Consider the following 14,868-nt stretch of genomic DNA (forward strand, 5'->3'; position numbering starts at 1 on the left):
TCTCAAATCCGTCATTCCGGTTTATATTGTATAGCCAATTGATTGATGCGCTTCAGCGTGTCAACGAGGATCAGCCGTTCATCGCTTCCGATATGTTCGTCCAGGTAGGCATTGAACTTGCGTACAACGTCTTTCGCCAACTCCCGCTTCTCCATGCCCAGCTCTGTGAGATACACCTTTACCGAGCGCTTGTCAGCATCGTTCGTTTCCCTGTAAATCAGCTTCAACCCCTCCAAATTGTTCAGGATACGCGAAAGGCTTGTCGTCTTTACACCCAGCAAATTGGCAATCTGTGATACCGGAGTCCCTTCCTTGTGGATGTTGATGAGTACATAGCCCGTAGCTTGCGTAATTCCAAAGCGGGCTGCGATCTGATTGTATTTGTTGGCGGCAGACTGCCACGCGGCCTTTAAATAATAATCAATGGTATTGTCGTCGCTCATAACCGGTCGCCACCTTATATTACATATATTTATTATGCATGCATAGCAAATTTAGGAGGAATAATTTTGTAAAACAAATTTTTTGTTGAAATATAGGGTCCCGTTTCAATCTTTATTTAGCGTTCCATCGCTTAAAATCCTTTTTCGGTGCCCCGCACAGGCCACAGGTATACGCTTCCGGCAACTCCGTAAAATCCAGGCCGGGCAGTACTGCCGCCAGCGCATCGCCATAAGCTGGGTCATAGATACTTAGGCAATGTGTACACTGGAATTGTTGATGTATAGGCTCTCCATCCGAAACCTCAGGCAAATGAAGGACCGTCTGGTCTACCAGCAGGTCACCATCACCCGCTTTCGAATCATAAAAGTCATCACAAAGCTTCTTGAGGATTTTAGGCAGTACGTTCTTAGCTACCCGCCGCTTATAAGGAATCAGCACACGGGAATTAGCATTGAAGTCTTTCGTGTGCAACACGTCATAGTATGAAGCCCCTCCTTCACCGACGATCTCCTTTAAAATAATCGACCCCCAAATACCACTGTTCGATCCCATTTTGATGCCGAAACACAACCGATAGGTACGAAGGTTCAACCGGTCAAAATACCGGACTATCGAACGCTTCAGCTTGAGAGCAGGTTCGCACCAGTCCTCAACCTGCCAATTCAACTCGTTCGATGCATGGCGCAGGTTGACACGATGCTTGTCCAAAATATAATCCCATTCCTTCCGGTCCTCCTGCCGGATGTCCTTGATGATTAATGATCGCCAGGGTGTGGTATAGAGCTGGCCGATCCGCGACGCCCGGCATGCGTCGCAAACAGCAAGCAGGAAGGAAACGGTGTACGTTTCGTCTGGCCGATAAATGCCTAGCCAATATTTTTCATCATACCGGTTGAACCCTTCGTAATACGGCAGGCGGAACTCTGACTCGGTCAACGGCTGAACCGGGTCCTGATAGTGGAACTGCACCGATTCCTTTACCTTCGACTCGAGACCTGCCCCTAAGGCCACATCACCGGCCCTCGGCAAACCATCTCCGTTGAGGATCAACATTTCCAGCTGCCGGCAGATCTCACCGATATCCATGGAGTAAACCAGTGAAGACCATTCGAATACCTGATTGGTTTTTGGCCACCGGATGAAGACGTGCCAGAAGTTACCTACATCGGACGATACAAAATTCAGATTGCCTGTATAATAAGGTACCAGCGATTGATTCGCATCCACCATATTAACCTTCAGTTTTGGCACGAAATCAAATGACGCCAAGATATCTTTGTAGATACCCTCCCTTAACCACCGGGATTGGTTAAAGATGCCATCCGACACATAAGAACTGACGATATTGGGATAATAATCTGTATTTACTTCATGCAGCAGTTCCAGATTAAAGAGATCATATGTCAGCTCTTCGAGCTGCTCGGAGGTCGCAGCGAAAAGGATTTGTTGACGGGCCCCTATCTTTATGGTTCGAATCCCTACCGATTCGATTGCCATTAAGAAGGCTTTGAGGTCACCAATCGACACAAACCCACCCAGTAGATTGACTTTGACACGTTGCAATGCCTCTTGAATTTGCTTAGCCATTGACCACTTTCCTCTTTTTTGTTTCTGCTAAAAACCTCGTTAAAATCGCTCCCACCTGTGGCCGGCAAGAACCGCAACCACTCCCGGCACCGCTGGCCTCGCAAAGCGCGTTCAAGTCGGTACATCCCGACTGGATAAGGTTAGTCAGGTTTCCTTCGCCTACCTGGTTACAGCTGCAAACGAGCTTTCCGATCACGGGTTCCTTCGTTGAGCCACTGCGCAACAACTGCAAACGTTTTTCGCTAAGTTCCGTTTTGTTTGTAATCAAGTCTTTAAACTCCAAAAATTCATTCTTGTCGCCGATCAAAATGGCTCCCACGAGGCGATCGTGGTGAATAATGCATTTTTTGTAATACCGTTGGGCCTTGTCAATGAAAACAATTTCTTCATACGTATCATCCGGGCAATCAACGAGGCCAATGCTACAGAGGTCGAATCCTTGTATCTTGATAATATTCATAAACACACTCCCCTGATAAACGCTTCCTACATCGCCATTGTGGTACCGGGCCACTACCGCGCCCTGCTCCTCCGCTGCAGCCGTAATGCCATATAACACGCCCTCAAACTCGGCAATCTCGCCGATGGCATAAATGGAGGGATCACTGGTCTGCAACCGGTTGTTTACCACTACGCCACGTTGACATTGGAGGCCAGCGGCCTTCGCCAACTCTATGTTAGGGGTAGTTCCTATCGCCACAATAACGGCATCGCACTTAATCTGCCGCCCGCTCTTTAATTCGACCTTATTGACCTTATTCCGACCGTAGTAGAGCTGAACCTCATCATTATAGTACACGTCGCACCCCTGCTCTACCATCTCCTCATGGAGCATTTGACTTCCCAGGACATCCAATTGTCGGTTCAGGAAGCGTGAAACACGCTGCACAACGGTGATTTTCATTCCCATTTCGCGCAGACTCGCTGCCATCTCCAACCCCAGCAGGCCACCGCCGATAATAACGACCGATGCGTCTTTGCGAAGAAACTTCCGGAGATTATCAGCGTCAGACCGGCGACGCATACTGAAAATACCCGGCATCGTGGGAATATCCCTGGGCATTGCGGGGCGGCTACCGGTACCCAAAATCAACACATCATACGGTGTCTTTATCCCCCTCGAATCTTCCACGCACTTCGTTGAGCGGTCAATGCGGGTTACAGTGACACCCCGGAGGTGGTTAATCCGGTAAACACGGTGCTCCTCCTCATCCTGCATTTTCACTAACTCGCCCCATTGCTGGTCGCCACTCACATAGTGCGGCAGCATTACCCGGTTGTAAAACGGAAGGTCTTCGTTACTGAATACGGTGATGTCGTCGGTCTGATTGATTTCGCGGAAGGCCTTCACAAACCCGAAGGCACCCGCACCGGCACCGACGATTACAACCCGTTCGCACTTCTTCTGGTAAGGCACCACCCGTACAGCGCAAAACTTAAAATCAGGTTCTCTGGAAACGGGGTCGATCAACGGATTGGTCAGGTTGTTTGCCCGATTGAGATCCGATCCCCATTGCTTTCCCCAGTGCATGGGTAAAAATACGCAACCGGGTTTTATGACGTTGCTGATGGTGGCTTTAACCCGTACATTGCCACGGCGTGAGGTGATTTCTACCAATTGCCGCTCCTTGATACCCAGACGTTCAGCGTCGTTGGGGTGAATCTCAAGTAACGGCTCGCTGATGTGCTGCTTTAATTTGCTTACTTTCCCCGTTTTGGTCATGGTGTGCCATTGGTCGCGAATGCGGCCCGTCGTCAAAATGAATGGGAAGTCTGCATCGGGTTGCTCGCTTGCCATTTCGGTATCGGGACTGTGAATAATGGCTTTTTTCGTCGGCGTATAAAACCGGTGGTCTTCGAATAAGCGAGGCGTGCCTGCGTTGCGCCGTTTCCGGTAAGGCCATTGGATGGTTCGGTGGCTATCTATCAGTGCGTAATCCAGCCCGTTGACCTGAATCGACGTACTCGCTGTCAGCCGGGTATGCTCGCGGTATATGGCCTCGGGTGTGGCGTAATCAAATCCGCTATACCCCATCTTTTGTGCAAAACGGCAGATGATCTCGGCATCTGGGAGTGCTTCTCCCGGCGGATCGATGATTTTGTGCAGGTGGCTGATCCGCCGTTCGGAATTGGTCATTGTCCCTTCCTTCTCCGCCCAACCTGCGGCAGGTAAGATCACATCGGCGTAATCCAGTGTCTGCGGCTTATTGCTGATTTCCTGCACAACGACAAATTTGGCATTTTTCAATGCCTGTTCGACTTTGCGGGCATCGGGGAGGCTCGTGAGCGGATTGGTGCATAAAATCCATATGGCTTTCAGCTTCCCATCCGCCAGGGCATCGAACATTTCGGTGGCCGTTAGCCCCGGTTTATCGGACAGAACGGTACCACCCCAAAAATCAGCGACCTCCCGCCGATGGGCTTCATTCTTCAGGTCGCGATGTGCCGGCAGTAAATTGGCCAAACCACCTACTTCCCGTCCCCCCATGGCATTCGGCTGACCGGTTAATGAGAAAGGACCCGATCCCGGCTTCCCTATTCTTCCGGTGATGAGGTTAAGGTCGATCAGCGATAAGTTCTTGTCTACCCCCTTCACACTCTGGTTGAGTCCCATCGTCCACAAGGTCAAAAGTGACTTAGACGCTCCGATAAAGGAAGCAGCTTGGCGGATCTCTCCCTCAGGCACGCGGCAAATCCACGCGGCTTCCGCTACGGTACGTTCGAATACCCGCGCTTTATACGCCGCAAACCCTTCCGTATGGTTTTCGATAAAGTCGACATCGATGTCGCCATTTTCAATCAGCAACCGACCGATCGCATAGTTCAACACCATGTCGGTCCCGGGCTGTATCTGCAAATGGATGTCGGCAATGGACGCGGAATCTGTTTTACGCGGATCCACGACAATAATCCTGGTCTTGGGATTTTCGGCTTTGTGCGCTTCCACCCGTCGCCAGAGAATCGGATGGCACCAAGCTGGATTGCCCCCTTCAATCAACAGGCAATCGGCCAGCTCAATATCATCGTAACAAATCGGCACCGAATCCTCACCCAAGCTCATCTTGTATGCAGCTACCGCACTGCTCATACACAGGCGCGAATTCGTATCGATATTATTGCTTCCGATAAAGCCTTTCATGAGTTTATTGACCACGTAATACTCTTCGGTGAGGCACTGCCCCGATGCATAAAATGCCACGGAGTCCGGCCCATATGTTGAAATCAACGTGCGGAACACGGCCGCGGTACGGGTAAGCACATCATCCCAGCTCACGCGCTGCAACGGCATATTGCGATGATAACGCATTTGCGGATAGTGCAACCGGTCGGACCGGTCATTGACCGTGTACTGTAAATTCATGCCTTTGCTGCACAATTTACCACGGTTTACCGGATGATCCCCGTCACCGGTCACCGTAACCAGGTCATGCGTATCCAACTGGACCTTTACCCCACAACCGACGCCACAATAACAGCAAGTACTGGTTACTTCATTTTTTTTCATAAATTATCGTTCAAGCACCAATTCGGGGGATACAACATCGGCTACCGGCTTTGCCTGGAATTTGGTGACAACCACCATTAGCCCGATGAAGACCACGCCGATTCCGATATACTGGAAGGCATCCGCATACGTCAAGTCCTCAGATTTAAACAGGAACCCCACCAGCATCGCACCGATGTTCCCTCCGGCACCAACCACACCGCTGACCACGCCGATGTTGTCTTTATTGATAAAAGGCACGATTCCGTATGTACAGCCGTTGGCCATTTTCAGAAACAGTGCAAAAATCAATAGGAAAATAACCGCAACCAGCAACGAGCCGGACGCCGCGAACAGCGTAATGCCGAAGCCTTCCAACACCAAAAGCAACCCCAATAATGTCCCTTTCCCTTTCAGACCGAACCGTCTCCCTACCTTGTCACTGACGATGCCCCCGAGGGCCCGCGCAAAAAGGTTCATACCGCCGAATATGCTGGCCATGGCGCCAGCCATTAGGATACCCGTGCCAAATCGATCGATAAAAAACGTGGCGGCCACGTTGTCCACCGTAATCTCAATGCCAAAACACGCCGCATAGGCCAGGGTCAGCACCCATACCCGGTAATCGCGCAACACCACGATCAACGACCCTTTTTCTTTTTTCTGTCGCACCGCGGCATCCGTCATCTCCAAATCCTTGAAATTTCCGGCAGGTGTATCCGTGGTGTATCGGTAGTATACAAAGGCCATGATAAGCAGGAGGACACCGGGCACCACCATTGCCAGTCGCCATGAATCCGCTTCGCTTGCCAGCCCCATTGCCGCAAAACCAGCGGCAATCAACGGCATTACCAGGTTGGTAACACCCCCGCCCAGATTTCCCCATCCGCCGGTTACCGCATTGGCCGTACCAACAATATTGGGCGCAAACATCATCGACGTATGGAACTGGGTGATGACAAAAGAGGCGCCTACAATCCCAATAAAGAACCGGAATAGCAAAAACGATTCGTAGCTCGTGCTCAAACCGATGAGCATCATCGGAATAGCACCCACTACCAATAAGACCGTATAGGTAAGACGTGGCCCCAACGTATCGCACAGCTTACCGATTAGCAGACGGGCAATGATCGTGGCCGAAACGGAGGCGATGATAATATTCCCAACTTCACTTTTTGTCAACCCCAATTGGTCGCGTATAATCGGCATCAGCGGTGCGACCCCAAACCATCCGAAAAAACAAAAAAAGAAGGTTATCCAGGTGATATGGAAAGTCCGCATCTGAATGCCTTTGAACGAGAAAATGTTAAGTTTGGAGAGTGGCTGCTGATTTTTAACCATTGCTAGTTGATATATTGTCTTTCTGTTTATTAATTAATGCTACACGACGTTGCGCTTTACCAAAAAGGATGTTACCGCTTCGTTTAAGGCAACCACCTCACCGATGATGATAATCGCCGGACTGCACATATTAGCCTCCCGGCTGCATCTCACCAAATCACGCACCGCGCAGGTTACCCTCCGGCCATCCGGTTTCGTTGCATCCTGCACAATGGCCGCAGGCGTATCGCCTTTCCCATACATAACGTAAGTCCTCGCGATTTCCGACAGCTTCCGCATACCCATGTATATAACCACCGTCGAATTGCTTTGCACGGCCAGCGACAAATCAGATGCAATACTTCCGTCGCGCTTCATCCCGGTTAACACCCATACTCCTTCACTGGTACCGCGATGGGTAAGGGGAATATCCCACATGCCGACGCCCTGCATACTCGTCACACCCGGTACATAAACAATGCGGACTCCCACCTGTTTAGCCACGGCCCATTCTTCAAATCCCCTGCCATATATATACGGATCGCCACCCTTCAATCGCACTACAGCCGCGTAGCGCGTGCAGTAATATGCGATCAACTCATTGATATCGGCTTGTGACACATATTCACCGAATGGCTTCTTGCCTACGTACCGTTTTATGCAATGTTTAGGCAAAATATCCAGCAAATCCCTATTCACTAGGTTATCAAACAGCACCACGTCTGCTTTGGACAGCACTTTATATGCTTTTAGGGTAAGTAATTCGGGATCTCCCGGACCAGAACCAACAATATAGAACGTATTTTGATTATTTAACATTAAAATCAATGTATTTTGACAAAAATCACAAACAAAAATACATATTATTGTTAAATAAATAATGAAATTTACTGATTTTTGAAAAAAAATACTAATTTAGCAGTCATAAATAATGTATATTTTTGTCTTTTAACAGAAAAGAAATATAAAAATGAAGCAAAAAACAATAATTATTATTGGAAATGGCATGGTTAGCCATAAATTTTGTGAAAAAATAAGAAAAAAAGACAAAGTTTCTAAGATAGTAGTATTCGGAGAGGAACCGATTAGGGCTTATGACCGTGTTCACCTTACCAGCTACTTCAGCGACAAGACATTAAACCAACTTTACCTAGCTGAACAACAATGGTATGCCGAAAATGATATCGAATTGCACCTAAATAATCCGGTTACGGCTATAAACCGGAATAAAAAATCGGTTATTTCGTCAAAAGGACTCCAACTCGATTACGATTTCCTGGTATTGGCTACCGGATCGGCCGCTTTTGTACCGCCTATACCGGGGGTAGACAAAGAAGGTGTCTTTTTGTACCGCACCATACAGGATCTTGATCTGATCAAAGCGTATGCAATCCATGCGAAGAAAGGGGCTGTCATCGGCGGAGGGCTCCTGGGTCTGGAAGCAGCGAAAGCCCTCGTAGACCTAGGCATCGAGGAGTCAACGGTCATTGAATTTGCACCCCGCCTGATGCCCCGGCAAATAGACGACAGCGCAAGCCGTACGCTGCAAACCAAACTGGACAACCTGCGACTTACATGCCTATTACAGAAATCAACAAGCCAGGTACTCGGCGACGACCATATAACCGGGCTATCTTTTTCGGACAATACCCAAATCGACGTAGATATCCTGATCATATCGGCTGGCATCAAACCCCGCGATGAGCTGGCAACAGCCTGCGGCCTGGCCACTGGCCCGCGTGGCGGTATCATCGTTGATGAAACGATGCGTACCTCAGACCCGGCGATACTGGCCATCGGTGAATGTGCCTTGTCAAACGATATGATCTACGGTTTGGTCGCTCCCGGATATGAGATGGCAGAAGTAGCCGCCTGCACAATTTGCGGCGAAGAAAAGTCGTTCAACGGGTTCGACATGAGCACCAAGCTAAAGCTGATGGGGGTAGATGTAGCCAGTTTCGGAGACCCGTTCATCGCCGAGCCCCATGCGCGGACCATCCTGCTGGACGACGCGCATAAAGGGGTATATAAGCGACTGAACATCAGTGCCGATGGCAAGCGGTTGCTCGGCGGGATACTCGTAGGCGAAGCCAGTAGCTACAACATGCTGCTGCAGACGGTCAACAACAACATGCCCATTCCCGCAGACCCGGAGGTGCTCCTCCTTGGTGAAAAAAACAACAGCAAGCCAGCCGGCTCCGGATTGGAATCCCTGCCCGATTCTGCACTGATCTGTAGCTGCGAAGGCATCACAAAAGCCCAGATATGCGATGCCGTGACCAACCAGGGCTGCGATGATTTTGCCGGCGTGAGCAAGTGCACCAAAGCAGGCACCGGCTGCGCAGGCTGCGTACCCATGGTAAAGGACCTGATCGCCCACACCATGAAACAACAAGGCAAATACATACGTGCAACCATCTGCGAGCATTTCAATTACAGCAGGCAAGAGCTCTATGATCTGGTGAAAATACATCAGCTGAAAAGCTACGACGAGGTCCTGGATAGCGTGGGAAAAGGCGACGGATGCGAAACCTGTAAACCAATAGTTGCCTCCATCCTGGCCAGTCTATGGAACGAGATGATTCTGGGCCGGGGTAACGATGTGGTGCAAGACAGCAACGACCGTTTTCTGGCCAACATCCAACGCGGGGGAACCTACTCCGTGGTACCACGTGTGCCCGGTGGAGAAATCCATCCTGATAAGTTGATTGTCATCGGGCAAGTGGCAAAAAGGTACGGGCTGTACACCAAAATCACGGGCGGCCAACGCATCGACCTATTCGGCGCACACCTGAACGACCTGCCCGCAATCTGGGAAGAACTGATTGCGGCTGGATTTGAGAGCGGCCATGCCTACGGCAAGGCGTTACGCACCGTGAAAAGCTGTGTAGGAAGTACCTGGTGCCGCTTCGGATTGCACGATAGCGTCAGTTTCGCGATCCAGATCGAAGAGCGCTACCGGGGATTGCGGTCACCGCACAAACTTAAATCTGCCGTTAGCGGCTGTGTCCGCGAGTGTGCCGAAGCACAAAGCAAAGACTTCGGGATCATCGCCACTGAGAAAGGGTGGAACTTATACGTCTGCGGCAATGGCGGCAGCAAACCACAGCACGCGCTGTTGCTGGCCAGCGATATTGATTCGGCTACCTGCATTCAGTATATCGACCGGTTCCTCCTATTTTATATACGGACGGCCGACCCACTCACACGGACAGCGACGTGGCTGAACAAGATGGAGGGCGGCATCGACTACCTGCGTAACGTCGTCGTTAACGATAGCCTCGGCATGGCCGAAACCTGGGAAAAGGAAATGCAGGAGTTGGTGGATGCGTATGAATGTGAGTGGAAAGTCGCGGTTAGAGATCCGGAAATACGCAAGCGCTTTGTCCATTTTGTCAACGCACCCGGGGAAAAAGATGACACCGTGCGCTTTGAAACCTTGCGCGGACAGAAAAAGGCTGCCGATTGGAATACGTTAGCAACGCATTAAAAAAGCAAATTTAATTCACTATTTAACATACATTTATGGAAACGTTAGCAACATCAACATCCTGGAAGTTAGCCTGCCGCGTGGAAGACACGATAGCGAATGGCGGGGTTTGCCTGAAGCTGGAAGACCAACAGATTGCCTTGTTCTATTTCAAACGGCGAAATGAATGGTATGCAACGCAGAATGAGTGCCCCCACAAACGGCAAATGATCCTGAGCCGCGGCATGATCGGATCGCTTGGCGACCAACCGAAAGTGGCCTGTCCGTTTCACAAAAAAACGTTCGCACTGGATACCGGAGAATGTATCTCGGGTGATGAATGCGCCATCAAGACTTATCGGGTGAAAATCGAAGATGGCTTGGTTTATATTGCGTTGAACAACTAAGATCGGGTTCGGGAGTTATCGCCAAAAACTTGTACCTTTACTCTAAAAAAGAAAGATGGCGAATATAAACATCCCAAGGCTCGACCTTCATGATTATACCCACGGATCGGCGGAGCAGCGCCATCAATTTTCACAGGCCATCGGCAAGGCGTTCAATGAGACGGGGTTTGTCACCATTGCCAACCACGGCATGGACAAGGCATTGATCGATGAATTGTACCAAGTCGTTCAGGCTTTTTTCGCCCTGCCTGAAAACACGAAATCGAAATACGAAATCCCCGGTCTTGCTGGGCAGCGCGGTTATACATCGAAAGGGAAAGAAAAAGCGAAAGATGCGAAGGTTCCGGACCTGAAAGAGTTTTGGCAGCGTGGGCAGGGGGATAACCCCGTTGTGGATGAATTGCCCCGCTTCGACCAAGTTACGGGTGAAGTGTTCCGGCGGCTGGAAACCGCGGGGTGTGCATTGCTCAAAGCGATCGCCGTATATCTGGGCTTGCAAGAGGACTATTTCGAACCCAAGGTCATACAGGGCAACTCCATCCTTCGGGCCATCCATTACTTTCCCATCGAAGATCCGGACAGCCTACCTGACGATGCCGTGCGCGCGGGTGCGCATGAAGACATTAACCTAATCACCTTGCTTATCGGTGCCAGTGCAGATGGGCTGGAGGTACTCACCCGCGAAGGCACGTGGTATCCGGTGAAAGCCCATGGTGAAGATATCGTGGTCAATGTAGGCGATATGCTGCAGCGACTTACCAACAACAAATTGAAATCGACCACACACCGCGTGGTCAACCCACCACGTGAATTAATGAAGACCTCCCGGTTCTCTGTACCATTTTTTCTCCATCCGAAGGCCGATATGAGTTTAGCTGCACTTGAATCCTGCATCGATGCCGGACATCCCAAAGCCTATCCGGATGTCACGGCCGGCGAATACCTGGATGAACGGCTAAGAGAAATCGGGTTAAAGATGTAGTTCGTTTATACACTATAGCGAAATAAAACAGAATAAAATTTTATTTTCGCTATATGGATTTACAGAAGTTATGGCATAAGTTTAACATAAAGTCCGAGCAGGAGGACTACGACGTTATCCACGATACCGTAGAAAAAGGCATTTTTTTCAAAGGCACGAATCTTTGGATTCTCATATTTGCTATCCTCATTGCTTGCGTAGGGCTTAACGTCAATTCAACGGCCGTCATCATCGGTGCCATGTTAATCTCGCCCTTGATGGGACCTATACTCGGCGTCGGGTATAGTTTGGCAACCTATGATTTTCGGCTACTGCGGAAATCGCTTGTGAATTTTGGATTCGCCGTCGCTTCGGGTTTGATTGCATCTACCCTGTATTTTCTGGTCACCCCATTGGATGAAGCACATTCAGAGTTACTAGCCAGAACACAACCCAACATTTACGACGTAATCATCGCCCTAGCGGGCGGTTTGGCAGGTATTGTGGCACTCTCCAGCAAACAGAAAGGGAATGTGATTCCAGGTGTCGCGATTGCGACGGCACTGATGCCGCCGCTCTGTACTGCCGGATATGGATTGGCTTCAGGTACCTGGAATTATTTCTTTGGTGCATTTTACCTGTTCACTATCAATACTGTATTTATTGCCGTAGCCACCTTGGTGATCGTTCGCCTGCTAAAATATCCTATCTGGCAGGGCGTGGATGAGAACATGAAAAAAACCGCCAACCGCTGGGTCAGCGTTATCGCGACAGTTACTATTCTACCCAGCATCTATTTTGGCTACATATTAGTTAAACAAGAGCGGTTTACAAGAAATGCGCAATCATTCATCCGCAACGAGACCCATATCGAAGGCGATTACCTACTGAAGTCGGACATAGATCCATCGAAGCGATTGATAAAGCTCATCTATGGCGGCCGATTGATAGCCGAAGAAGCCAAACAGGCGGTAATTAACAAGGCTAAGCACTATGACCTGACCGGTGTGGAAATCAATATTCAACAGGGTTTTTCATTGGAGGACGAGGAAACCGGCGAAAACCGCCTGGCTATAAACACACAACAGGCAGAGATTAATCGCCTACGCGCCGATCTCGGAAGGACCTTACAACTGCAGGATAGCCTTAACCAGCGAAAACATTTGGGCAAGCAACTCCTACAGGAACTAAAACCACTTTATCCAGAAATCACCTCATGTGGTGCGGCCGATCAGGTGCTGTACGACGATTCACTGCGAGCACACAATTATTTCACCCTGTTTTTGGGCTCGTCGGATAGAAGGAAGACCCTTTCAAATCAAGAAAAATTGGCGGAATGGTTTCAATCCAGGCTGAATACCGACTCCGTCAAAATCTACGTAGAATAGTATCTTGTAATTGCCTTATCAGAATTAATGCTTTTCACTTCATTAGTAAGCTGGAAAATCATGGTGATGAGCTCCTGCTTGAAGTGAGCAGCATTGTATTCTCCTTTCTCAATGAGCCGCAGCTTGCGTTCCCATACCCCGGTCAGTTCAGGGCTCTTCAATAACTCATTCTGGATCGTATCGATCAGGCCGATGCCGGTTTGCGTAGCCACCAGCTTCCGTTTCTGCTTTTCGATGTATTTCCGTTTGAAGAGTGTCTCGATGATATTGGCCCGCGTGGAAGGACGTCCGATGCCGTTTTCTTTTAGCAGGTCTCGCACTTCTTCATCATCCACTTGCTTGCCTGCGGTTTCCATAGCTCGCAGCAGCGTAGCCTCGGTATAGGCTTTTGGTGCTTTGGTACGTCCCTTGTGGATGAACGGCTCATGGGGTCCGCTTTCGCCCACCTCGAATACGGGTATTTCCTGCTCTTCCGGATTTTCGCCGGGCGCCTTCTTTTCTTTTTTGTCTTTTGGGTACAATATCCGCCATCCGGGTTCAAGGATTTGCTTGCCGGTAACGCGGAATGGCACCGTACCTACCTTGCCCTCCACGCTGGTATTGGACACCTTGCATTCCGGATAGAAAGCTGCCAGGAAACGTCGCGCCACCAAGTCGTAGATGCGCTTTTCATCCAGCGGAAGTGCCTCAGGCGACACATCCGTAGGGATAATGGCGTGGTGATCGGTCACTTTGTTGTCGTCAAATATTACTTTGGTCTTCGGTATGGGATGTTCGAGCAGCGGAGCGACCAATGCGGCATAATGCTTCATACTAGCTAAAATACCCGGTATCTGTGGAAAAAGGTCTTCCGATAGGTAGGTAGTATCCACACGCGGGTAGGTGACGAATTTTTTTTCATACAGTGCCTGGACGTGCTTCAGTGTATCGTCGGCAGAGAAGGCGTATTTCTTATTGGCATCCACCTGCAATGACGTGAGATCGTACAGACGGGGATTGCGCTCCCTGCCTTCCTTGGTTTCAGCTGCGGTAATTTCAAAGGGGTGTTCCTTCAAATAGGCAAACCCTTTCTCTGCGCGCTCGGCCGTTTTCAGCCGATCAATGGAGGCGACAAACACCGTTTCACGGTAGGTGGTTTTAAGCTCCCAGTAATCTTCGGGTTTGAAAGCATCGATTTCCTTCTGGCGTTGCACCAGCATGGCCAGGGTGGGCGTTTGGACACGGCCGATGGAAAGCACTGACTTATCAGTGGCATACTTGGTGGTAAACAAACGCGTGGCGTTGATACCGAGCAGCCAATCACCGATTGCGCGGGCGCTGCCTGCGGAGTAAAGATTGTCATAGTCCGCAGCCGGTTTCAACTTGCTAAAGCCTTCGCGAATAGCGGATTCGGTGAGCGACGATATCCAGAGCCGTTTCACGGGTGCCCTGCATTTAGCCTTTAATAGTACCCATCGCTGGATGAGCTCCCCCTCCTGCCCTGCATCACCACAGTTGATTACCTCTTCACAATCGGCCACAAGGCGTTCGATCACGCCGAATTGCTTTTCTACGCCCTTGTTTGCAATCAGCTTGATTCCAAATGACGGGGGGATGATCGGCAAGTAGCCCAGTTGCCAGGATTTCCAACCTGGGTTGTAATCGTGGGGTTCTTTCAGTGTACAGAAGTGCCCGAATGTCCAGGTTACGCGGTAGCCTTGGCCTTCGTAGTAGCCGTCCATACGCGCTGTAGCCCCAATCACCTGAGCAATGTCTTTCGCTACGCTGGGTTTTTCTGCAATACAAACCTTAAATTTAGCCATAAGCGT

10 protein-coding genes are annotated in these 14,868 nt (G+C 49.9%); 4 read left to right on the forward strand and 6 right to left on the reverse strand.

Features of this window, described 5'->3' with window-relative positions; all coding sequences use genetic code 11:
- Positions 1 to 11: 11 nt before the first annotated feature.
- The 5 genes from BMZ56_RS15125 to cobA all read right to left on the reverse strand — a co-directional run bounded on the left by BMZ56_RS15125 (position 12) and on the right by cobA (position 7,654).
- Positions 12 to 443 carry a MarR family winged helix-turn-helix transcriptional regulator gene (locus tag BMZ56_RS15125; protein ID WP_090628125.1) on the reverse strand — a complete coding sequence of 144 codons (432 nt, stop codon included), beginning with the start codon at positions 441 to 443 and terminating at the stop codon, positions 12 to 14.
- A gap of 112 nt (positions 444 to 555) precedes the next feature.
- Complete coding sequence (locus BMZ56_RS15130) at positions 556 to 2,031, reverse strand: rubredoxin (protein ID WP_090628127.1); 1,476 nt, start codon at positions 2,029 to 2,031, stop codon at positions 556 to 558.
- Positions 2,024 to 5,536, reverse strand: a complete 3,513-nt coding sequence (locus tag BMZ56_RS15135; protein ID WP_090628129.1) for a nitrate reductase — start codon at positions 5,534 to 5,536, stop codon at positions 2,024 to 2,026. The genes BMZ56_RS15130 and BMZ56_RS15135 overlap by 8 nt, the downstream gene beginning before the upstream one ends.
- A 3-nt stretch (positions 5,537 to 5,539) precedes the next feature.
- Positions 5,540 to 6,856: an MFS transporter gene (locus BMZ56_RS15140; protein WP_090628130.1), complete on the reverse strand. Its 1,317-nt coding sequence runs from the start codon at positions 6,854 to 6,856 to the stop codon at positions 5,540 to 5,542.
- Positions 6,857 to 6,895: 39 nt separating this feature from the next.
- Complete coding sequence (gene cobA / locus BMZ56_RS15145; protein WP_090628132.1) at positions 6,896 to 7,654, reverse strand: uroporphyrinogen-III C-methyltransferase; 759 nt, start codon at positions 7,652 to 7,654, stop codon at positions 6,896 to 6,898.
- A gap of 151 nt (positions 7,655 to 7,805) precedes the next feature.
- Here cobA and nirB point away from each other — a divergent pair, with 151 nt between their 5' ends.
- From nirB to BMZ56_RS15165, 4 genes are read left to right on the forward strand one after another with little or no spacing between them, the layout of a single operon-like run.
- Positions 7,806 to 10,325: a nitrite reductase large subunit NirB gene (gene nirB / locus BMZ56_RS15150; RefSeq protein WP_090628134.1), complete on the forward strand. Its 2,520-nt coding sequence runs from the start codon at positions 7,806 to 7,808 to the stop codon at positions 10,323 to 10,325.
- Between the two features lie 35 nt (positions 10,326 to 10,360).
- Positions 10,361 to 10,711, forward strand: a complete 351-nt coding sequence (gene nirD / locus BMZ56_RS15155; RefSeq protein ID WP_090628135.1) for a nitrite reductase small subunit NirD — start codon at positions 10,361 to 10,363, stop codon at positions 10,709 to 10,711.
- Between the two features lie 55 nt (positions 10,712 to 10,766).
- On the forward strand, positions 10,767 to 11,693 hold the full coding sequence (locus tag BMZ56_RS15160) for an isopenicillin N synthase family dioxygenase (protein ID WP_090628137.1): 927 nt from the start codon (positions 10,767 to 10,769) through the stop codon (positions 11,691 to 11,693).
- Between the two features lie 53 nt (positions 11,694 to 11,746).
- On the forward strand, positions 11,747 to 13,060 hold the full coding sequence (locus tag BMZ56_RS15165; protein ID WP_090628138.1) for a DUF389 domain-containing protein: 1,314 nt from the start codon (positions 11,747 to 11,749) through the stop codon (positions 13,058 to 13,060).
- On the opposite strand, the gene BMZ56_RS15170 is transcribed toward BMZ56_RS15165, so the two are convergent.
- Positions 13,048 to 14,862: a DNA topoisomerase 3 gene (locus BMZ56_RS15170; protein WP_090628140.1), complete on the reverse strand. Its 1,815-nt coding sequence runs from the start codon at positions 14,860 to 14,862 to the stop codon at positions 13,048 to 13,050. The two genes, BMZ56_RS15165 and BMZ56_RS15170, sit on opposite strands and share 13 nt — an antisense overlap.
- Between the last annotated feature and the right edge of the window lie 6 nt (positions 14,863 to 14,868).

The organism is Parapedobacter indicus (assembly GCF_900113765.1).
Classification (GTDB): domain Bacteria; phylum Bacteroidota; class Bacteroidia; order Sphingobacteriales; family Sphingobacteriaceae; genus Parapedobacter; species Parapedobacter indicus.